Source organism: Streptococcus cristatus ATCC 51100 (assembly GCF_000222765.1).
GTDB classification, from domain to species: Bacteria; Bacillota; Bacilli; order Lactobacillales; family Streptococcaceae; genus Streptococcus; species Streptococcus cristatus.
The window spans coordinates 376,190-397,987 of sequence record NZ_AFUE01000006.1 but is presented as its reverse complement, the minus strand read 5'-3'; the positions used below and the strand labels follow the sequence as shown (position 1 = coordinate 397,987).

At 43.4% G+C, this 21,798-nt stretch carries 20 protein-coding genes and 1 pseudogene; 14 read left to right on the top strand and 7 right to left on the bottom strand.

The features are described 5' to 3' along the window. Positions 1-64: 64 nt before the first annotated feature. Together HMPREF9960_RS05345 and mgtA are read left to right on the top strand one after the other, a co-directional pair. Positions 65-676 carry a glutathione S-transferase family protein gene (locus tag HMPREF9960_RS05345; protein ID WP_005592160.1) on the top strand — a complete coding sequence of 204 codons (612 nt, stop codon included), beginning with the start codon at positions 65-67 and terminating at the stop codon, positions 674-676. A gap of 157 nt (positions 677-833) precedes the next feature. Further along, a complete protein-coding gene (gene mgtA, locus HMPREF9960_RS05340; protein WP_005589447.1) occupies positions 834-3,494 on the top strand; it encodes a magnesium-translocating P-type ATPase in 2,661 nt (886 codons plus the stop codon). 68 nt (positions 3,495-3,562) lie between these two features. Here mgtA and zwf read toward each other — a convergent pair whose 3' ends face one another. The 5 genes and pseudogenes from zwf to HMPREF9960_RS10805 all read right to left on the bottom strand — a co-directional run. Then, entirely contained in the window at positions 3,563-5,026 is a 1,464-nt protein-coding gene (gene zwf, locus HMPREF9960_RS05335; protein WP_005589449.1) for a glucose-6-phosphate dehydrogenase, read from the bottom strand. A 121-nt stretch (positions 5,027-5,147) separates the two neighbouring features. Next, positions 5,148-6,512, bottom strand: coding sequence for an MFS transporter (locus HMPREF9960_RS05330; RefSeq protein ID WP_005589450.1), 1,365 nt, complete (start codon positions 6,510-6,512; stop codon positions 5,148-5,150). A 195-nt stretch (positions 6,513-6,707) separates the two neighbouring features. Beyond that, entirely contained in the window at positions 6,708-7,523 is an 816-nt protein-coding gene (locus tag HMPREF9960_RS05325; protein WP_005589451.1) for a TIGR03943 family putative permease subunit, read from the bottom strand. Further along, positions 7,520-8,425, bottom strand: a complete 906-nt coding sequence (locus HMPREF9960_RS05320; protein WP_005589452.1) for a permease — start codon at positions 8,423-8,425, stop codon at positions 7,520-7,522. Before HMPREF9960_RS05320 ends, HMPREF9960_RS05325 begins: the two co-directional genes overlap by 4 nt. A gap of 1 nt (position 8,426) precedes the next feature. Beyond that, positions 8,427-8,558: pseudogene (locus HMPREF9960_RS10805) on the bottom strand (SPJ_0845 family protein); the annotation flags it as partial. A 171-nt stretch (positions 8,559-8,729) separates the two neighbouring features. On the opposite strand from HMPREF9960_RS10805, the gene HMPREF9960_RS05315 reads away from it, so the two are divergent. The 9 genes from HMPREF9960_RS05315 to HMPREF9960_RS05275 all read left to right on the top strand — a co-directional run bounded on the left by HMPREF9960_RS05315 (position 8,730) and on the right by HMPREF9960_RS05275 (position 16,043). Next, positions 8,730-10,862 carry a Tex family protein gene (locus HMPREF9960_RS05315; RefSeq protein WP_005589454.1) on the top strand — a complete coding sequence of 711 codons (2,133 nt, stop codon included), beginning with the start codon at positions 8,730-8,732 and terminating at the stop codon, positions 10,860-10,862. Next, the gene (locus HMPREF9960_RS05310; RefSeq protein ID WP_005589455.1) at positions 10,849-11,298 is read left to right on the top strand and encodes a SprT family protein; all 450 of its coding nucleotides are present in this window, start codon (positions 10,849-10,851) and stop codon (positions 11,296-11,298) included. Before HMPREF9960_RS05315 ends, HMPREF9960_RS05310 begins: the two co-directional genes overlap by 14 nt. Positions 11,299-11,400: 102 nt before the next feature. After that, the gene (locus tag HMPREF9960_RS05305; RefSeq protein WP_037586216.1) at positions 11,401-11,673 is read left to right on the top strand and encodes a PspC domain-containing protein; all 273 of its coding nucleotides are present in this window, start codon (positions 11,401-11,403) and stop codon (positions 11,671-11,673) included. A 148-nt stretch (positions 11,674-11,821) separates the two neighbouring features. Further along, positions 11,822-12,313: an NUDIX hydrolase gene (locus HMPREF9960_RS05300; protein ID WP_005592248.1), complete on the top strand. Its 492-nt coding sequence runs from the start codon at positions 11,822-11,824 to the stop codon at positions 12,311-12,313. 143 nt (positions 12,314-12,456) lie between these two features. Continuing rightward, on the top strand, positions 12,457-13,392 hold the full coding sequence (hprK, locus tag HMPREF9960_RS05295; RefSeq protein ID WP_005589460.1) for an HPr(Ser) kinase/phosphatase: 936 nt from the start codon (positions 12,457-12,459) through the stop codon (positions 13,390-13,392). After that, positions 13,385-14,200 carry a prolipoprotein diacylglyceryl transferase gene (lgt, locus tag HMPREF9960_RS05290; RefSeq protein ID WP_005592186.1) on the top strand — a complete coding sequence of 272 codons (816 nt, stop codon included), beginning with the start codon at positions 13,385-13,387 and terminating at the stop codon, positions 14,198-14,200. The genes hprK and lgt overlap by 8 nt, the downstream gene beginning before the upstream one ends. Further along, entirely contained in the window at positions 14,176-14,571 is a 396-nt protein-coding gene (locus tag HMPREF9960_RS05285) for a DUF948 domain-containing protein (RefSeq protein WP_005589464.1), read from the top strand. Before lgt ends, HMPREF9960_RS05285 begins: the two co-directional genes overlap by 25 nt. A gap of 15 nt (positions 14,572-14,586) precedes the next feature. Continuing rightward, complete coding sequence (locus tag HMPREF9960_RS05280) at positions 14,587-15,018, top strand: YtxH domain-containing protein (RefSeq protein WP_005589465.1); 432 nt, start codon at positions 14,587-14,589, stop codon at positions 15,016-15,018. Between the two features lie 182 nt (positions 15,019-15,200). Continuing rightward, positions 15,201-16,043: a C39 family peptidase gene (locus HMPREF9960_RS05275; protein WP_005589466.1), complete on the top strand. Its 843-nt coding sequence runs from the start codon at positions 15,201-15,203 to the stop codon at positions 16,041-16,043. A 52-nt stretch (positions 16,044-16,095) separates the two neighbouring features. Here HMPREF9960_RS05275 and HMPREF9960_RS05270 read toward each other — a convergent pair whose 3' ends face one another. Next, positions 16,096-16,383 carry a DUF3270 family protein gene (locus HMPREF9960_RS05270; protein WP_005589467.1) on the bottom strand — a complete coding sequence of 96 codons (288 nt, stop codon included), beginning with the start codon at positions 16,381-16,383 and terminating at the stop codon, positions 16,096-16,098. 129 nt (positions 16,384-16,512) lie between these two features. Here HMPREF9960_RS05270 and HMPREF9960_RS05265 point away from each other — a divergent pair, with 129 nt between their 5' ends. Next, positions 16,513-17,442 carry a peptidase U32 family protein gene (locus HMPREF9960_RS05265; protein WP_005589468.1) on the top strand — a complete coding sequence of 310 codons (930 nt, stop codon included), beginning with the start codon at positions 16,513-16,515 and terminating at the stop codon, positions 17,440-17,442. A gap of 130 nt (positions 17,443-17,572) precedes the next feature. On the opposite strand, the gene HMPREF9960_RS05260 is transcribed toward HMPREF9960_RS05265, so the two are convergent. Beyond that, a complete protein-coding gene (locus HMPREF9960_RS05260; RefSeq protein WP_005589470.1) occupies positions 17,573-18,136 on the bottom strand; it encodes a TetR/AcrR family transcriptional regulator in 564 nt (187 codons plus the stop codon). A gap of 143 nt (positions 18,137-18,279) precedes the next feature. Between HMPREF9960_RS05260 and HMPREF9960_RS05255 the strand changes: the two genes are divergently transcribed. Together HMPREF9960_RS05255 and HMPREF9960_RS05250 are read left to right on the top strand one after the other, a co-directional pair. After that, positions 18,280-18,981, top strand: coding sequence for an ABC transporter ATP-binding protein (locus HMPREF9960_RS05255; protein ID WP_005589472.1), 702 nt, complete (start codon positions 18,280-18,282; stop codon positions 18,979-18,981). Position 18,982: 1 nt separating this feature from the next. Further along, complete coding sequence (locus HMPREF9960_RS05250) at positions 18,983-21,706, top strand: FtsX-like permease family protein (RefSeq protein WP_005589474.1); 2,724 nt, start codon at positions 18,983-18,985, stop codon at positions 21,704-21,706. Positions 21,707-21,798 lie beyond the last annotated feature (92 nt).

Here is a 21,798-nt window from a genome sequence, read left to right as displayed (position 1 = left end):
TGAATGCATTTTAAGAATGCAAATAGTTAATAGCTCACCTCTTAAAAAAGAAGGAGGAATAGTAATGAAATTATGGTATTCTAGTACCAGTCCTTTTGCGCGTAAAGTCTATGCCACAATTTTACATCATCATTTAGAGGAGCAAGTGGATATTCAGAAAGTTCAGGTGGCTTTCGACAAAAATTCACCGCATAATCAAGATAATCCTTTGGGTAGAATTCCTGCTTTTCAAGCTTCCAATGGAGAATGGCTATATGGTAGCGATTTAATTTCTCAATATTTAGACGAGCTAGGTCAGGAAACTCCTCTTTTTCCTAATGGGATAGAGAAGTGGCACGTTTTAAACATACTGTCCGTTGCTGAAGGGATTTTGGAAAACACAATGCCGATGGTTGCGGAAAAAATTTTTCATGAAAAAGAGCATTGGTGGAAAGACAGACATCAGCAAATTGAAGAGAGAAATGTCCGGAGTCTGGCCTTATTAGAGAAATTGGCTACTGAGCAGGGACTTTCTTTAAATATTGCAACAATCCAAGTAGTTGCTCTTGTAGATTGGTGGAATTTACGTGAAGAAGTCATTGGATTTTCTTTGAGAGACAATTTTCCTGACTTGCAAGAATGGACCCAGAAGATGAATGCTGCTTTTGATGTCTTGCAGGCATCTTGGGATTATTAACTACATTTATAAGCTAAGAAAGGAGAAGTACGATGCAAATTGACGATCATCCGGAACCGCACATACACAGCCAATCACTGATTTGTGTCGTTCTGTCCTTATAAAGTGATTGGTCCCTGTGTATGAAAATTATCAATCATACATAAAGGAGAAACCAATGAAAACAGTAAAAGAAAGATTAGTTGCAGCTTTGCAGCTTCCTGTAAAAGAAACTTTGGCATTTTACAAGACTTCCTTTCGTGGCTTGACAGAAGAGCAAGTCGAAGAAAATCGTGACCTCTATGGTGAAAATGTCATCACAAAGGGTCAGGAAGACTCTATTTTCAAGAAGATTTACGAGTCTATCATTAACCCCTTTACAGTCATCCTATTAGTGATTGCTCTGGTGTCCTTAGTGACCAATGTCTGGCTGGCCAAGCCCGGTGAGGAAGATCCGACGACTTCCATCATTATTGTCGTTCTGGTCTTGATTTCTGGAGGCATTCGTTTTGTTCAGGAATTGCGGAGCGACCGCGCTGCTAGCAATCTATCTCGACTGATTGTCAACACAGCTACGGTTATCCGAGAAGGAGCAGAGCAGGAACTTCCGATTGATGAGCTTGTTGTAGGAGACATCATCAAGCTTAGTGCTGGAGACATGATTCCCGCAGATGTCTTGCTGCTGGATTCACGTGATTTCTTTGTTCAGCAGTCTGGACTGACAGGGGAAAGTGATGCGGTAGAAAAGATCTGTCTGGCCAAGGCGGATGGGCAAAATCTCGATAGCCTTTTAGAGACAGAATCATTGGCCTTCATGGGAACTAACGTTATTTCCGGAAGAGCTACGGCTCTGGTGCTGGTGGTTGGTGATGAGACTATGATGGGAGCTATTGAGCAGACGCTAAATACCTACGATGAGCCGACCTCTTTTGAGCGCGAGATGAATAGTATTTCCTGGCTCTTGATTCGTCTGATGCTGGTCATGGTGCCAGTTGTCTTCTTCATCAACGGTCTGACAGACGGCGACTGGTTGGAAGCAGGTGTCTTTGCCCTCAGTGTTGGGGTCGGCCTGACCCCAGAAATGCTGCCCATGATTATCACGGCGAGCTTGGCTAAAGGTTCTATTATTATGGCTCAGGAAAAGGTCGTGATTAAGAAGCTGAATGCCATCCAAGATCTAGGAGCTATTGATATCCTTTGTACGGATAAGACGGGCACACTGACCCAAGATGAGATTGTCTTAGAATACCCGCTGGATATTCACGGTGATTTAGACTTAGCAGTGCTCCGTCGTGCCTTTCTCAATTCCTATTATCAAACAGGCCTTAAAAATCTCATGGATCGGGCTATTATCAACCGGACGGAGAAAGAAGCAGAAAAGCATGAGATTGTCCGTGATTTAGATCAAACTTTTAAGAAAATTGATGAACTGCCCTTTGATTTTGAACGTCGTCGCATGAGCGTCATCGTCAAGGATGATGAGGACGTTATCAGCATGGTAACCAAGGGGGCCTTGGAAGAAATGCTGGCCATCTCTAGCTATGTAGAATACAAGAATCGCATTACAGAACTGACTGAGGAGATCCGTCAGGAAATCCTTGCGGAAGTGGCTCAACTTAATGAGCAAGGATTGCGCGTGCTTGGTGTTAGCTACAAATCAGACCTAGAAGAAGATTATGAGTATGAAGTGAAGGATGAGTCCGATATGATTTTGACGGGCTATCTAGCCTTTCTAGATCCACCTAAGTCATCTGCGGCACCAGCTATTGAAACTTTGGCTGAGTACGGCGTTGCTACTAAGATTTTGACGGGTGATAATGATAAGGTAACCCAGGCGGTTTGTGAAAAGGTTGGCTTAGATGTAGATAATATCTTGCTAGGTGTAGAGGTAGATGCTTTATCTAATGAGGAATTGAGTCAGGCAGTGGAGAACACGACAGTCTTTGCCAAGCTCTCACCTGACCAAAAAGCACGGATCATTCTCCAACTCAAGGCTAATGGTCACAAGGTTGGCTACATGGGGGATGGCATCAATGATGCGCCTTCTATGAAGGTAGCAGATGTTGGTATTTCTGTTGATACAGCTGTCGATATTGCTAAGGAAACGGCAGATGTCATTTTGCTGGACAAGGATCTCATGGTTCTGGAGAAAGGGCTGGTAGAAGGTCGCAAGGTCTATGCCAACATGACCAAGTATATCAAGATGACGGTCAGTTCCAACTTTGGAAATATCTTTTCTCTTCTTTTTGCCAGCATTTTTCTGCCTTTTCTGCCTATGGCACCAGTTCATCTGATTGTCCTCAATCTAGTTTATGATTTGTCTTGTATCGCTCTGCCCTTTGATAATGTAGATAGTGAATTTCTCAAGAAACCTCATATTTGGTCAGCTAGCTCTATTACCCGTTTTATGGCTTGGATCGGGCCAATCTCATCTGTTTTTGATGTTTTGACCTATCTGGTGCTTTACTTTATCATCGTGCCTATGATCACAGGAGGCAGCTATCAAGCTGGTACTGAACAGGCAGTGACCTTTATCACTCTTTTCCAAACAGGCTGGTTTATTGAGTCTATGTGGACCCAGACCATGGTCATCTACATGCTACGCTCACCTAAACTGCCTTTTGTGCAAAGCCGTCCTGCCCTTTCCGTCATTGTGACGACCATGGCGGCAGCGCTCTTTGTCACTTCCTTGCCATACAGCCTCTTTGCGTCAGTTCTGAAGACAGCTCCGCTCAATGGCATCTATTTCTTCTGCCTTTTCTTGATTATCGTGCTTTATATGGTTAGCGTAACCCTTGTGAAAGGCCTTTATATCAAGCGTTACAAGGAATGGCTGTAATAGAAAGATTAGCAGATTTTTAAGAGTTTAAAAAAGATTGGAAAATTCTCCAATCTTTTTTGCATGTATTATTCTTTATCAGGTTGCCATTGCCAGCTTGCTCCAAATTGGGCAAGTAACTCGAAGGAGGCTTCTGGTCCCATAGATCCGACAGGATATTCATGGAGTGGCACTTGATTTTGGCTCCAGAGTTCTTCGATGCGATCGATGAGCTCCCAGCTGGCTTTTACTTCGTCCCAATGACTGAAATTAGTTGAGTCGTTATTAAGGACATCAAAAATTAATTTTTCATAAGGATCTGGAGAAGCTCCTGACGCTGTAGCATCTGTCCGATAATCCAATGAGATGGGAGCTAGATTAAAGAGTTCTCCAACTTCCTTGCCATTGAGGCTGAGTGAGATGCCTTCAGTTGGCTGGATATAGATGGTTAGGACATTTGGTTTGAGAGGCTCACCAAAGATGGAGTCCATTTGCTTGAAGACGATATTGACATGGGTGCCTTTTTTGGTAAGGCGCTTCCCTGTTCGGAAGAAGAAAGGAACATCACGGAAACGGTCGCTATCAATGAAGAAAGCCCCAGAAGCAAAGGTTTCAGTAGTAGACTCAGGATTGACATTGGGCTCACTACGGTAAGAAATATATTTTCGACCGTTGATTTTGCCAGACTTGTACTGGCCGCGAATGAAGAAACGTTTCAAATCTTCCTCGCTTGGCTGAACGAGGCGCTCAAATACCTTGGCCTTTTCTGCTCGGATATCGTCTTTTGTAAAGCTTTTTGGCTTATCCATAGCTAATAAGGAGAGGAGTTGCAAGGTGTGGTTTTGCACCATATCACGGAGGGCACCGGATTGATCATAGTAGCCACCGCGTTCTTCAACTCCCAACTTTTCAGCAAAGGTAATCTGCACATTATCAATGTATTGGCGGTTCCAGACATTTTCAAACAGCAGATTAGCAAAGCGGATGGCAAAAATCTTTTGAATCATTTCCTTGCCCAGATAGTGGTCGATGCGGAAAATCTGTTCTTCGTCAAAAGTGGCCAGTAGATCTTCGTTAAGTTTGCTGGCAGTTGCCAAATCTGTCCCAAAGGGTTTTTCGACAATCAGGCGTTCAAATCCTTTTCCATCAACGATTTGCTCAGACTTGAGATGCTTAGCAATGGTTCCGAAAAATTGTGGCGCCATAGAAAGGAAGAATAGTTTGTTATTTTCTGCCTGGTATTGCTCGTTGAGCTTGTTTTGCAGCTTGCGCAATTCGATATAATGCTCGGTATCTTGCACATCATGGCTTTGATAATAAAAGTGGCTAGCGAACTCTTGAGCCTGCTCAGCACTGTCGGCTAGGTCTGAGATTGACTCGACAACGACCGACTCGAAATATTCCTTGCTCCAAGGTCTGCGGGCGGTTCCGATAACTGCAAAATGTTGCGAAAGATTGCCAGATTTATAAAGTCGAAAGAGGGAAGGATAAAGTTTTCTTTGAGCCAAATCTCCGCTGGCACCGAAAATTGTAATAATAACTTTTGAAGACATGAGATCTATTACCTATCTAAATGTGATTGTCTCTATTTTATCACAATTTTCAGAAAAATTGTATTTGAAAAATCTGGATTTGACCAAAGAAAATATCCCGAGGGAAAGTCGGGATATAAATTTAGGCTTCTTTCTTCTGATGAATCGCTCGAAACAGAAAATAGTAGAAAATAAAGTTGCCTAGCACGAGAAGGAGCAGTAGGCTGAAGACATTGTGGACGCCGCTTGTCGTATCGGGTGCTTGATTGAGCAGGACGGCTGCGATTGCCGTTCCCAAGGCACCAGCAAAGGTTTGCGCTAGTTGAAAGAGGGCAGTCACATCCGCCGTTTTATCTCTGCTGACTTGAGAAGCCGATAAAGCCATGGTATTGTTGAAGGCCATGTTGCGTCCCAGAGTAAAGAGGATATAAAATCCTAAGATTAAAGGAAGATTGAGCCAGCTTGTAAAAAAGCTAAGGACAATCATGACCAGAAAGACTAGGGAATTGCCGCCTAGCAGAGACAGCTTTGGGCCTTTGCTATCGTACAATTTTCCCAGAAAAGGCGACATAAAAGCCCCGATCATAGTTCCGGGAAGGAGGGAAAATCCAGCTTGAGCGGTGGAGACATTCTTGACCAGCACGAGAAAGTTGGGAATGAGAAAGTTGCTAGATAGGTTGGAGAATTGGAAAATTAAAAAGGGCAGAATTCCAAAGAAAATTGTTGGTTCTTTCAAGATACGGATGTCCAGAAACGGATCTTGAACTGTCAGACTCCGCCAGATAAAAAAGGCAAAGGAAAGGAGAAAAATAGCTAGATAGAGCCAATTGACACTATCGCCACCTTCCAAACTGGAGATGGTCATCAGAGAAAAGGAAAGAGCCGTTGCGAGCGAGAGAAAACCCAGTACATCAAAGGGACGCTTGCTTTTTCCTGCTGAATTTTCCAAGTTAACATAAGCCAGCAAAAAAGAGAGGATGGGAACTGGCATGATAAAACTGTAGATCATGTGCCAGTCGAAGGAGCCAATCATGAAGCCTCCGTAGGTCGGACCGATGGCTGGTGCCAGACTGATAACTAGCCCACTCAGCCCCATGTAAAATCCGATTTTCTGCCGAGGGACCCGCTCCACGATGAGATTAAACATAAGTGGAATGGCAATCCCAGTCGCTCCACCCTGAAGGATTCGTCCCAGCATAAGGAAAGTAAAGTCTGGGGCAATCATAGCAATCAGATTACCAAGGGTAAAGATGAAAAGCGAGGTAAAGAGGATGCGACGCTCCGTCCAGTTGTGGGCTAGAGTTGCACCTAAAGTTATAGTGATGGCGACGGCCAGCAGATAGCCAGTTGTAATCCATTGCAGCACTCCTAGGCTCAGGCCAAAGACCTTGCTGAGGTGGGGAAAGGTCACATTCATGCTAGTCTCTGAAAGAATCCCAGCAAAGGTGACCAAGGCCACAGCTAGAATAGAAAGCAAATCTTGTTTCCTTGCTTGTTCTTGCTCCATAAAAAACTCCTTTTCAAATGAGATAGTATTATTGTAGCACGATTTTCCGAGAGAGGAGAGAAAAAAGTTAAATAGCAACTTTAATCAAATTTATAAAAGTCGAGCAGACTAACTTAGTAAAGAGGAAAGAATGAATTGCAGGGTTTGCTTATAAAAGAAACACCCATGAAAATAGATTTTCATAGGTGTTTGACTTTAAAAGACTCGATAGACGTAGGGATTGTCCGGTTTTTCTACCCTATCAAAGCTTTCAACTTCTAGAGTTGGAAGGCTTTGCCCCAGACTTTTATGGTAGTGCATGGTAATTTTTCCCTTGGCATGAATCCAGGTATTATTCTCGAAATGCTGGGTATTTCCAGTCGTCAAGAGGCCATAGACACCTGAGTCGGCGATACAATGGATAATACCAAAGCGAAAGAGAAATTGGCTCTTCTGGTCGCTGGGGTCATTGTAGACAAACCCGGTGAACTCCAGCGTTTTGCCTACAAACTCGTCGGGATAATCATAGATGACCTCCATGATTTCCATGTAGTTCTCAGTCGTGACCTGAATGGTATCTTGCTTGACATATTTCTTAGCGGCTGCCCGCATTTCTTTTTCGTAAGCACCTTTTGTGAAGTAGGTGCTGGTGTCCGGCTTCAGGTATTGGCTGGTAGTGCCTTCGTCCTGCTGGACGGCTGCAGAAGTTCCTTCAGCCAGTGGGAAATGAAATCCTTTAGCCGAAACGGTTGTCGAATCCAAGGTGACAGTTGGAAAGAAAATTCCTACAAAAAGCGGAATGACAAGGAGCAGCACGCTGCCTAACTTGGCCCAGCGAGTACTTAAATGACTGTGGACCTCCATCTTCTTCATCCAGATAATCAGCTGCACAACTGCCAAGATAAAAGATAGAATCATAGACAAGTAGGCCAGATAGGAATAGTGGAGATTGATATATTGATTAAGCTTGCCCGTCAGCTGCAGATACATGGTGATCTCAAAGTAGCCAACTAAGATTAGAAATCGAATCATAGCACTACCCCCACAAGCCAAGAGTAAAGAAAGACGACAACAGTAACCAGACTGATAAATTGCCAGATAAAGCGTGTCTTAAAGTAGTTTTTCATCATCAGCAGATTCTTAACATCTAGCATAGGCCCAATGACCAAGAAAGCTAAGACTGGCGATAAGCCGAAGCTAGCGATCAAGGAGCTCCCGATGAAAGCATCAGCTTCGCTGCAAAGTGAGAGCAGGAAGGACAGCAGCATGAGCAGGAGAATAGCAATAGCTGGTGTTGAGCTGATAGAGGTCAGGATTCTGGTTGGGACATAGACTTGTACTATGCTGGCGAAGAGACAGCCAAAGACCAGATAGCGGCCTGTATCGAAAAATTCATCAATGGCCTGCACAAATACTTGAAATAGCTTTTGTCCTTTGCTGAGATGTGAAAAGTCATACTCATGAACAGCCTTGCGATTCTCTTTCTGAATATTACTGTCTGCAAAGAAGCCCAGAAAAATTCCTAAAAGAATAGCCACGACCATAGAACCTAAAGCACGAAGCAGAGCCATTCGGAAGGAATTTCCAAAGGCTGAGTAGGTCGCAAAGAGTACGATGGGGTTGATGACTGGAGCTGTAACCAGAAATGGCACAGCTGTGTAACTGGGAACTTTCTTTTCTAGAAACCGATTTATAATGGGAACGATTCCGCACTCGCAGGAAGGGAAGACTATGCCAATCAAGCTTCCAAAGAAGATCCGAGCCCATTTGTTCTTGGGCAGGAAACGATAAACTTTGTCCGGCGTGACATACACCTCGATAAAGCCAGAAATGATACTTCCGATTAAGACAAAAGGCAGGGCCTCGATGATAATGGAGAGAAAAATAGCTCCAGCCTGTAAAACGCTGGAAGGAAGATTTGAAAAGAGGCTCATGCTTTTTTAGCCTTGTCTTCAGCTTCTTTTTCTTTTTGTTATCTGGAAATTCTACTTTTTCCAGCTTGGGCAGAGTGGCAAACTCCTCGAACATCTTGTCTAAATCGTCTGTTTTAGTAAATTTAACAGCCATAAAAGCACCTCATTTCTAAAATAATAATTCTATTATACTACCAAAAGAAAAAAAATGATATTTTCAGACATGATGGAGCTGAGACACTAGATTTATCCTAGTAATAAAAAGATGGATTAAACTAGTCTTTATAGATTGTTCAGCTTCATATTATGATATAATAGAATCGTTATGGAAAATATAAATATTGAAAAAATTGCCCAGAAATTGGGCCTTAAAGAAAGCCAAGTATCACAGGTCTTAGAATTGACTGTTGAAGGAAATACCATTCCTTTCATTGCTCGTTACCGTAAAGAAATGACAGGAAATCTGGATGAGGTCGAGATTAAGGCAATAATTGACTTAGATAAGAGCATGACTGCTTTGGCAGAGCGTAAAGTGACAGTTTTGGCCAAGATTGAGGAGCAGGGAAAACTAACGGATGCACTGCGCTCTGATATTGAGGCTGCTGAAAAGCTGGCTGATGTGGAAGAACTTTATCTGCCCTACAAAGAGAAGCGTCGTACCAAGGCTACTATTGCGCGTGAAGCAGGTCTCTTTCCTTTGGCCCGCCTAATCTTACAGGATGCGGCTAATCTGCAGGAAGAAGCTGAGAAACTGACTAGTGAAGCCTTTCCGACAGCAGAAGCTGCTCTAGCTGGAGCAGTGGATATTCTGACTGAGGCGATTTCTGAAGATACCAAGCTGCGGGCTTGGACCTACCATGAGGTTCAGACCAATTCTTCTATCGTATCTAGTCTCAAAGATGGTGATTTGGATGAAAAGCAGGTCTTCCAGATTTATTATGATTTTTCTGAAAAAGTAGCGACCATGCAAGGCTATCGTACACTGGCTCTTAACCGTGGTGAGAAAATGGGAGTCCTCAAGGTCGGTTTTGAGCACAATCTTGAGAAGATCCTGCGCTTCTTTGAAGTACGTTTCAAGGTGAAAAACGCCTATATTATTGAAGCTGTCCAGCAAGCAGTCAAAAAGAAAATCATTCCAGCTATGGAGCGCCGTATTCGGACTGAGTTGACTGAGGCCGCTGAGGATGGAGCAATTCAGCTCTTCTCAGAAAATCTCCGAAATCTCCTCCTGATTGCCCCTCTCAAAGGTCGTGTAGTACTGGGCTTTGACCCAGCCTTTCGGACAGGAGCCAAGCTAGCTGTTGTTGATGCGACGGGAAAAATGCTGACGACTCATGTCATCTATCCCGTTCCACCAGCAAAGCCAGCTCAGATTGAAGCTTCTAAGAAGGAACTGTCAGAGCTGATTGAGCAGTTTGGCGTGGAAATCATTGCCATTGGAAATGGAACGGCTAGCCGAGAAAGCGAAGCCTTTGTAGCTGAAGTTTTGAAATCCCATCCAAATGTCAGCTATGTTATCGTCAATGAAAGCGGAGCATCTGTATACTCTGCTAGTGAACTGGCTCGTCATGAGTTTCCAGATTTGACTGTTGAAAAGCGTTCAGCTATTTCCATTGCCCGCCGTCTGCAGGATCCTTTGGCAGAGCTGGTTAAGATTGATCCTAAGTCCATCGGAGTTGGTCAGTACCAGCATGATGTCAGCCAGAAAAAGCTGTCTGAAAGTTTGGACTTTGTCGTTGATACTGTGGTTAACCAAGTCGGGGTCAATATTAACACCGCCAGTCCTGCTCTGCTGGCCCATGTAGCTGGTCTTAATAAAACGATTTCAGAAAATATTGTCAAGTACCGAGAAACGGAAGGCTTGATTCGGTCTCGCGAGGCTATCAAGAAAGTGCCGCGTCTAGGCGCAAAGGCTTTTGAACAGGCAGCTGGCTTCCTGCGTATTCCCGAAAGTGATAACTTGCTAGACAATACAGGCGTTCACCCAGAGTCTTATAAGGCGGTGGAGGAGCTCTTTAAGCGCCTGGAAATCAGTAGTTTGGATGAAGCAGCCCAAGCCAAATTAAAAGCAGTGCAGACTGCTAGTTTGTCTGCAGAACTAGGTTTGGGAGAAGAAACCCTCAAAGATATTATTGCCGATCTGCTCAAGCCTGGTCGAGATTTGCGTGATTCCTTTGACGCGCCAGTTCTGCGGCAGGATGTCTTGGATATTAAGGATTTGCGCATCGGTCAAAAACTGGAGGGTGTTGTCCGCAATGTCGTTGATTTCGGAGCCTTTGTGGATATCGGTATCCACGAAGATGGCCTTGTCCATATTTCTAAAATCAGCAAAAATTTCATTAAACACCCTAGTCAAGTCTTGTCGGTTGGCGATTTAGTCACTGTCTGGGTGGATAAACTGGATGTGGAGCGGGAGAAGATCAACCTCTCTCTGATAGCACCAAATGAATCTAACTAACTACGTTAAGCAAGTTTCGCTGGAAGATTTTGGCTGGGAATTTAGCCACCAAGCTTTTTGGAATAAGCGTCTCCGTACTACAGGAGGACGCTTCTTTCCTAAAGACGGCCATCTGGATTTTAACCCAAAAATCTATGAGACTTTTGGGCTGGAGATCTTCCGAAAAATTGTCCGCCATGAGTTGGTCCACTATCATCTTTATTATCAGGGCAAGGGTTACCGCCATGGGGATAGAGACTTTAAAGAATTGCTCAAGCAGGTGGATGGCCTGCGCTACGCTCCTTCATTGACCAACTCGCAAGCCTTTCTCATCTATGAATGCCTGAGTTGCGGAGCACTTATCTGTCGTAGACGCAGGGTCAATCTTCAAAAATACCGTTGCGGACGCTGTAGAGGCCAACTGGCATTCCTAAAAGATGAGCCTAACAAAGACTGAGCGAATGAAAAACGGATAAAGATAGAATCAGCCTTGGGGCTGATTTTTTTGTTCTCCCGCTATGATAAAATGAAGGAAAGAATGAGAGTTGAGGTCATCATCATGAAAACTAAATTTTATAAATTAAGAAGAAACCGAGTGATTTCAGGGGTTTTGTCTGGACTGGCCGATAAATTCAACTTTGATCTTGGTTTGTTACGCTTTTTATTCATCATTTTTACAGTTTCCAATTTTGGCTTAGGTATTTTGATTTATATTTTGCTGGCTGTCGTGATGCCTTACAAGGAAGATGTGGAAGCGGAAATGTATGGAACGGGACCTCGTAAAATGAAAGATGCCGAGCCAATCAATGACAATGACGGCTGGTTTTGGTAATTATGAAAGAGTGATTCGGGTAGTGTTCCCGAATTTTTGTTCGATCCCAATATAAAGGAATTGAAAAAAGAAAGAATCTAGGGAAGCGCAGCTGACTGAATCTGGAAGCTGCTACTGAAAGATGAATGACTTCATCCAAGGAGGAAGTATGACAGAAGTTTGGAATGCCTATGACTTGAATCGAAATCTGCTCCCGCATCTCCTAGTTCGAGGAGAAAAGATTCCTGAAGGGCAGTTTCATCTTTGTGTCAATGTCTTGGTTCGCCATCAGGATGGTGATTTTCTCTGTATGCGACGATCAGCTCATAAAAATCTCTATCCTGGCTACTATGAGTTTGGAGCGGGAGGTAGTGTATTAGCAGGAGAGGATAGTCAGACAGCCGCCCTGCGTGAATTGGAAGAAGAAACAGGCCTAGTTCCCGACAGTATCAGACTGTTGGAGCAGGTGTGCTCTGTCGAAGACCAGTGCCACTTTGATTTCTATGAAGCGGTGGTGTCTGGGGACAAGAGCCAGGTTTGCTATCAGGTAGGCGAAACTGATGCTCATATCTGGCTGACTCTAAGAGAAATACCAGCCTTTATCGAGAGCCATCCTTGTTTTCAAAATCAGAAAAGAATTCTCCAAAGATGGATTGGCTAGTTGTTTTGACTGGCCTTTTTGCTGGTTGGAAGATGTTTTCACAAGCATCTAGGGAAAAATCTTGCTTAATTTCCAATCTTAAAAACTCTTTTAGGGTAAAAATTTGCTATAATAGAGAAAGATAAATTTGAAGGGAGCAGGGAATGTCTGTAAAGGTCAAAGATTTGATTGAAAAAGTCCGTTTACACATCGTTTACGGCAGTGATGACCTCTTAGAAAAGGAGATTTCGACATCGGATATTTCGCGGCCGGGCCTTGAAATGACCGGCTATTTTGACTACTACACACCAGAACGGATTCAGCTGATTGGGATGAAGGAGTGGTCTTATCTGATGAAGATGACGTCCCACAACCGTCATCAAGTCCTTCTGAAAATGTTTCAACCAGAAACGCCAGTTGTCATTGTGGCGCGCAATTTGGAGATTCCTGAAGAAATGCGGCGAGCAGCTGAAGAAAAGCAAATCGCGATTCTCACCAACCGCACATCAACCAGCCGTCTATCAGGGGAAATTTCTAGTTTCCTTGATTCACGTTTGGCAGTCAGAACCAGTGTTCATGGCGTATTGATGGACATCTACGGAATGGGCGTGCTGATTCAAGGGGACAGCGGTATTGGTAAAAGTGAAACTGGCCTTGAGTTAGTCAAGCGTGGCCATCGTTTAGTGGCGGATGACCGTGTCGATATCTTTGCCAAGGATGAAATGACCCTTTGGGGAGAGCCTGCTGAGATTCTTCGCCATCTCTTAGAAATTCGTGGTGTCGGCATTATCGATGTGATGAGTCTTTACGGAGCTAGTGCAGTTAAGGATTCTTCACAGGTACAGATTGCCGTCTATCTGGAAAATTATGATACCAATAAGACCTTTGACCGTCTGGGTAATAATGCAGAAGAATTGGAAGTTTCTGGTGTCAGAATTCCTCGTATTCGCATCCCCGTTAAGACAGGACGCAACATCTCTGTGGTGATTGAGGCTGCAGCCATGAACTATCGAGCTAAGGAAATGGGCTTTGATGCCACCAAGATTTTTGAAGAACGACTGACTAATTTGATTAGCCAGAATGAGGTGAAAGATGCTTGATCCAGTAGCTTTTACAGTCGGTCCCTTTAGTATTCGTTGGTATGCGATTTGCATTGTCAGCGGCTTGATTTTAGCCGTTTACTTGGCCATGAAGGAAGCGCCACGCAAGAAGATGATTCCCGATGATATTCTTGATTTCATTTTGATTGCCTTTCCCTTGGCTATCCTTGGAGCGCGACTCTACTATGTGATTTTTGAATGGTCTTATTATGGCAAGCATTCTCTGATTGAGATTTTTCAGATTTGGAATGGTGGTTTAGCTATTTATGGTGGTTTGATTACCGGTGCGCTTGTCCTCTATTTCTTTTCACAGAGAAGGCTAATCAATCCTGTTGATTTCTTGGATATTGCAGCGCCTAGCGTCTTGATTGCCCAGAGTATCGGTCGTTGGGGCAATTTCTTTAACCAAGAAGCCTATGGAGCAGTGGTCAAAAATCTTAATTATCTGCCGTCCTTTATCCGCAACAATATGTACATAGATGGCGCTTATCACCAGCCAACCTTCTTATACGAATCCCTTTGGAATTTACTTGGCTTTGCCCTACTGATGATTTTACGACGTCGATCTAAATTTTTCCGTCAGGGAGAATTGGCAGCCTTTTACCTGATTTGGTACGGATTTGGCCGAATGATTATCGAGGGTATGCGGACTGATAGTCTCATGTTCTTGGGTGTGCGTGTATCTCAGTGGCTGTCTGCAGCTCTGATTTTACTAGGCATCTGCATTATGATTTACCAAAGAAAAAACAAGCCCCCTATTATCAAGAATGAGAGGAGAATATTATGCTTGAAATTGCTTATACTTTAGTTGCTGTCGCTTTGATTGTCTTTCTAGTCTACATGACCATCACCGTCAAAACTCTCGGTGATAAGGCTGCAAAAATGCTGGATGAGACCGAAAATACGATCAAAGTGTTGACTTCTGATGTCAATGTCACCCTGCATCAAACCAATGATTTGATTGCCAAAGTCAATGTCTTGACAGATGATATTAACCACAAAGTAGCAACGATTGATCCGCTTTTCAATGCGGTGGCAGACCTATCCGAATCAGTCTCTGATTTAAACGATCAGGCGCGTGTTTTAGGAAAAAAAGCAGTCGCAGCAGGAAGCACGACAGCCAAAACAACAGCAGGTCTAACGGCCCTTCGTTTTGTTGGCAAATTATTTAAAAAATAAGAAAGTAGGTTTATTATGGGAAAAATTTCATCACTTTTATTAGGTGCTGTGTCTGGTGCAGCTGCAGCGTACTTTCTAACTAGCAAAAAAGGTAAAGAAATCACTGAAAAAGTTCAAGACTTTGTTGTAGACTATCGGGAAGATCCAGACAAGACTCACGAAGCAGTTGTCCAATCAGTAAAGGATTTTTCAGATCAGGCTGTCAAGGCCATCAACCAAACCAAGGAAAAGGTTGAAAATGGCGAAATTACAGCTGAAACAGTATTGGAGTCTGTCAAGGATACGACCAAGTCAGTAGTAGACTATTCGCAGGATAAATTCCAAGAAATCAAAGAAAAGTTTGAAAAAGAAGAGGAAATTCTTGAAGAAGAAATTTCTGATATCGTGGTGGAAGAAGGAGAAAAAGCCCCTTCAGAAGAAATCATCATTGATTTAGAAGATAAGTAAGTTCAAACTTGATAAACAAGTATGAGGCTGGGACAAAAGAGTCCTAGCCTCGTTTTTTATTAGAATTGCACCTTTGTCGCAGTGGTATAGGAAGCAAAAATTACTACTATTTAGTTTCCCCTTAGCCAACTTGATTTCCAAAAAAGAAAGCGTTATTATATAAATAAAAAGGGGGTGTTGGTATGAAATATTTAAAAGTACTTGCCTTGCTTGGTTTAGGCTGCTACTTACTAGCCTGTTCTCGGCAGAAAGCTTCAGAGTCCCCTCAGTCTGGAAGCTCTGACTCTTCTTTTAAGGCTTCGAGCACGAGTCAAGCCCGCTCGAAAACAGCTAGTAGTGCTCAATCCAGTACTAATCAATCCAGCCCTAGCCAGAGTTCTGCTTCTGCGGAGTCAAAAAGCTCTAGTCAGACCAGTGAAAAGGTCAGAGAAGAGGAGACACAGCCTTCTAGCAAAGAAGCATCTTCCCCAATCAGAAAGCGCCTGGAAGTTCCCATGCAGATCCAGCGAGCTTGGAATACTTGCGCACCGACCTCTGTCAGTATGATTCTAGCTTACAGGGGCGTTCAGGCTAGTCAGGAAGAATTGGCACGAGCGATGGGCACCGATGAGACTTTCGGCACCCATAATGTCAATGCAATCCGTGTCTTAAATCAATATTTATTTGGTTATGCGGAAGTGCCGGTAGGTCAAGCGGGCTATCATCTTGCGACAGTGACTAGTAGCGCCTCGAATTCTGAAGATATGCGGCTCTTTAAGGAGCGCCTGCGCAAGAATATTGATGATGGCTATCCGCTCTACTATACGATTGATAATGCCTCCATCTACCCAGGCCACAAGGGTGAACACAATGTTGTGGGTACGGGCTATGAATTATCAGCAGATGGCAGTGATGTCCTTGCAGTTTATTACATTGATCCATCCTATACCGTTCAGGATCCAGTCTATGGAGGGCTGAAAAAGGTGACTCCAGAAGAATTATTGGCAGCGATGTGTGCTTGTCAGGAACCAAATTACGCTTGGTAAAGAAACGAAAAAACGAGATCTTTTGATCTCGTTTGATTTAATTCGTATATAATCAATGTTTCTTTCTTCGAACAGTGCGATATCCTTGAATAATCATAAGACTTAGGACAATAGCAAGTGAGAAAGATAGAAAAGTGCTCATTTTTGCAGATAAGAAGATAAAGCTAAAAAAGACTGTCAAAATACAGAATAAAGCGATATTTATAAAGAAAAATAGCTCACGTAATTGTGATGCTGATTCTGCTTGGGGCAGGTATTCTTGATAGGATATTTCCTTAGTTTGTTCTGTTGAATCATGCAGGGGCGCTGATTCAAACTGTTTAAAATCTCTTACAGCCATTGTCTCTCTCCTAGTAGTACCTTATCATTCTATCATGTTTCTATGATTAGATATATTACAAGATAGTTACAAAACGAATAAAATCGAATTAAGAAATCATAAATCCTATTTTTTTGGTATAATAATGATATGAAAAAGATAATCATTACAGCTACAGCTGAAAGTATAGAACAAGTTCAAGCCTTATTAGAAGCAGGTGTGGATCGTATTTATGTCGGTGAGAAAAAATACGGTCTTCGTTTGCCGCATAATTTCACTTACAACGAATTAAATCGTATCTCACAAATGGTTCATCAGGCAGGAAAAGAAATGACTGTTGCCGTCAATGCTCTGATGCATCAGGATATGATGGACCAGATCAAGCCTTATTTGGATTTTCTTCAGGAGATTGAGGTGGACTATATCACCGTTGGGGATGCAGGTGTATTCTACGTTTTGCAACGGGATGGCTACAAGCTAAAAACGATTTATGATGCTTCGACTATGGTTACCAGCAGCCGCCAGATTAATTTTTGGGGCAAGAATGCTGGAGTATCGGAAGCTGTTTTGGCGCGGGAAATTCCATCGGCAGAACTCTTTAAAATGCCGGAAATCCTTGAAATTCCAGCAGAAGTCCTAGTTTATGGTGCGAGTGTTATCCATCACTCTAAACGTCCGCTTTTGCAAAATTATTATAACTTTACACACATTGATGATGAAAAATCAAGAGAGAGAGACCTCTTTCTTGCGGAACCGAGCGATCCTCAGAGCCATTATTCGATCTTTGAGGACAAGCATGGGACTCACATTTTTGCCAATAATGACTTGGACTTGATGACCAAGTTGACAGAATTGGTTGACCACGGCTTTACGCATTGGAAGTTGGAAGGGCTCTACACTCCTGGTCAGAATTTTGTTGAGATTGCTAAGCTTTTTGTTCAGGCGAGGGACTTGATTGAAAAAGGTGAATTTAGTCATGACCAAGCTTTCTTGTTAGATGAGCTGCTTCACAAATTGCATCCTAAGAATCGCTTCCTCGATACAGGGTTTTATGATTACGACCCAGACATGGTGAAATAGGACAGGTTTTTGCTACCTTTATATAAGTGGAAATCCTTAGAAAGCCATTTGCTCACCAGAAACGTTTTAAGAAAAGGCACAGATGAATCTGCGCCTTTTTGAGTTTTCATCTATAAAAATGGAGTGCTGGTCATGATTTCCAATAATCATAATTGTAGGTAGCTAGGATCATTTGAGTAATTTCTTCGGGCTCCTCCTGAGCTCCGCCGGCTATCCAAAGAGAAATAATCCCCTCAACACTGGATAGGAAGATTTCCAAGGCGTATTTCTGAGGAATGTGGAAGTTCTCCTCTAAAAAACGCTGGGTAGCAGCTTTTTGATTGTCGCTCAGAATGATACTGGTTATGAATTCCCGAATAGCTCCACGAAAGTCAATATAATGGCTTCTGGTCAGGGCATTGATCAGACGTTCATTAGCACGCAGTATATGAAATTTGGCTATCATGAACCGTTTGGAATATTCGCCTTCTTCTTCAAAAAGACTATAACTATAAAGTTGGGAAATGATGTCGCTTTTTAGACTTTCAACCATCTGATACTTGTCCTCGTAGTGGAGGTAGAAGGTGCCACGGTTAATCCCAGCCCGCTTGCAGAGCTTGCTGATGGAGATATTATCAAACCTTTCCTCAGATAGTAGCTGAATCAAGGCTTCTTTGATGTCTTCCTTAGTGCTGGTTTTTCGTTTCTGGATCATTTTTTCTTCCCTTTTCGCTTAAATCAACACTTTGTTGATTTTTGGTTATTGCTTTTTATCTAAGCTCATTATATAATATCTGTGATTTGGAATCAACAGTTTGTTGATTTAAGGAAACGAGCTTTGAAAAGGAGAGAAACGATATGGCTTATATTGAAATGAAACATAGCTTTAAACGTTATCAGGTAGGTGATACAGAAATTGTCGCTAATAACGATATTTCTTTTGAGATTGAAAAGGGGGAACTGGTCATTATCCTAGGGGCTTCTGGTGCCGGTAAGTCTACGGTGCTCAATATCCTAGGCGGTATGGATACCAATGATGAGGGAGATATCCTGATAGACGGGCAGAATATTGCTCACTACAATTCCCACCAGCTGACAGACTATCGGCGCAATGATGTGGGCTTCGTCTTTCAGTTTTATAATTTGGTGCCTAATCTGACGGCCAAGGAAAATGTCGAATTAGCTTCTGAAATCGTCAAGGATGCTCAAGATCCAGTAGCGGCTCTGACTGCAGTGGGACTGGAAAATCGTCTCAATAATTTTCCAGCTCAGCTTTCAGGTGGAGAGCAGCAACGTGTGTCCATTGCTCGGGCGGTGGCCAAAAATCCCAAGATTCTGCTCTGCGATGAGCCAACGGGAGCTTTGGACTACAATACCGGTAAGCAAGTGCTGCAAATCTTACAGGACATGTCCCGCAATCAAGGAGCGACGGTGATTATCGTGACCCACAATGCTGCCTTGGCTCCCATTGCTGATCGGGTCATCCGTATGCACGATGCGAAAGTCAAAAGTGTTACGGTCAATGAATCGCCTCAGGACATAAGTACATTGGAGTATTAATATGAAGAGAAAGATTTATTGGAAAGATATTCTGCTCTCCTTCACTAGCTCTAAAGGACGTTTCCTATCTATTTTAATCCTCATGATGCTGGGCTCTTTAGCTCTCGTGGGGCTCAAAGTCGCTCCACCCAATATGCGCAGAACAGCAACAGATTACTTGAAAGAGCAACGAACCATGGACTTGGCTGTTATGGCGGACTATGGTTTGGATGCAGCGGATCAGAAAGAGCTGGAAGCTATCAAGGGAGCTGATGTCGAGTTTGGCTATCTGACAGATGTCACCGTAGACGAGGAGGCTCTCCGAGTATTCTCAGATACCAAGGATATCTCAAACTTTCAAGTGACCTCTGGTCGTCTTCCCAAGAATGAGCAAGAAATTTCCTTAGCTAGTTTTTGGTCTAAAAAATACAAGCTTGGCCAGGAGATTGATCTGACCGAGAAAGCAGGCAGTCGGTCAGTTCTGAAAAACAAGACCTATAAGGTCGTGGGCTTTGTCAACTCGGCAGAGCTCTGGTCTGATAGAAATTTGGGCAATGCGACTAGTGGCAGCGGGGCTTTATCAGCTTATGCTGTAGTCAGCCCCAAGGCCTTTGATACAGATGTTTACAGTATTGCCCGCCTGCGCTATCATGATTTAGAAAAACTGGCTCCCTTTTCTGCAAGTTATCAGGAGCGTTTGGAGCAGCACCAGACTGCTTTGGATAAGAGCCTTGAAGATAATGGAGCGACCCGGTTTAAGCGATTAGAGACGGATGCCAAAAGCACCATTCAGAAGGGCCAAGACCAGATTGCTCAGGCTGAGAGTGAACTGAGCCAAGGAAAAAAACAGTTAGAGCAAGCTCAAAATCAGCTGGACCAGCAAAAAAGCCAGCTAGCAGCAGCCCAAGCCGCTTCTATCTTCCCTCCTGCACAGATCAGCCAGAGCCAGCAACAGATTCAGGAAGCTGAGTCCCAGCTCAATCAGAAAAAATCTGAGCTGGCTCAGGCAGAGAAAGACTTATCAGCTAGCAAGAACAAGCTAGCTGACGCTAAGGCAGACCTGAGTCGTTTGAAAGAGCCTGCCTATCATAGCTATGACCGCAAGTCTCTGCCAGGTGGTAATGGCTATCATATGTATAAAAACTCCATGAATAGTATTGCGTCGATTGGTAATATTTTCCCGGTGGTGCTCTATCTAGTGGCAGCGATGGTAACCTTTACCACCATGATGCGCTTTGTCGACGAGGAGCGAACAAACGCAGGTGTCTTTAAGGCTTTAGGCTATCATAGCCGCGATATCATTCGCAAGTTTGCTCTTTACGGTTTGGTGGCAGGCAGTCTAGGTACCCTCATAGGGATTCTGCTGGGGCATTATTTCTTATCTGGAGTGATTTCTTCTATTATTACCAGAGGGATGGTGCTTTCTGCCCCTCATGCTTATTTTTATATTTCCTATAGTTTACTTGCCCTTGGACTTTCCCTTCTATCAAGTGTTCTCCCTGCCTATTTAGTGGCGAGGCGGGAGTTGACAGAAGAAGCAGCTCACTTGCTTTTGCCCAAGCCACCGGTCAAAGGCTCTAAGATCTTTTTGGAAAGACTGTCCTTTATCTGGCGACACCTTAGCTTTACTCAGAAGGTCACTGCTCGCAATATCTTTCGCTATAAGCAGCGAATGCTCATGACCATCTTTGGAGTAGCGGGTTCTGTTGCCCTGCTCTTTGCTGGCCTAGGGCTCCAATCTTCTATTGGTGGTATTCCAAAACGTCAGTTTGAGGAGATTCTACGATACGACTTGATTATCGCTGTCAATCCTGGGGAGAATCAAGCTGAGCAGGACAAGCTGAAAAAGATGCTGGCGGATGACTCGATTGTTGATTATCAGGAGATCTATAGTGAAACCTTGACAGAGAAATACAAAGGAAGAAAAGAGACCGAATCAGTCACTTTGATGGTTACGGACAGGGAAAATTTTGAACCTTTCATCTCGTTAGAAAGTCCCGACAAGCAGCAAAAGCTGACTCTTAAGGACGGTGCAGTGGTTTCGGATAAATTGGCCCGCATAGCTGGAGTTAGCCCCGGTGGCAGTATAGAGCTGGGTGGCAAGCCTGTCAAGCTCGCAGCAGTCAATGAGAATCATTTTGGCCATTTTGCCTTTATGAAGGCAACTGACTACCAGAAGATTTACGGGAAAAAGCCCGAGAAAAATGCTTATCTAGTGCGACTCAAGGACTCTTCTAGCAAAAATATTGTTGACAAGGCCAATGAATTTATGAGCCTCAAGTCTGTCAAGAGTGTTTCTCAAAATGCAAGCATGGTGAAGCAGTTCAACGTTCTAGCTGATTCTCTTAATAATACAATGCTGGTTTTGGTGCTGATTTCCATTCTTTTAGCAGTCGTCATTCTCTACAATCTGACTAATATCAATGTCGCTGAGCGGATTCGCGAGTTGTCCACCATCAAGGTTCTGGGCTTCCATAATAAGGAAGTGACCCTTTATATCTATCGAGAGACCATTATTCTGTCAGTAATTGGGATGGCAGTTGGGCTTCTAGGCGGTTTCTTCCTGCATCGTTTTTTGATTGAGAAGGTTGCGCCTAGCATTATCAGCTTAAACCCTCAAGTAAGTCCCTCAGTCTATCTGTTTCCTCTAACTGCAGTGACTCTTATTCTGACCTTGCTTGGCTTCTTTGTTAACTACCGTCTCAGACGAGTAGATATGCTGGAAGCACTTAAGTCTGCCGATTGAAAAAAACACTTCAAAGCTTTCACTCACTTGATGGGTGGAAGTTTTTTTGAACTTTGATATAATATTCCTTGTAAAGAAAGAGAAAGACACAC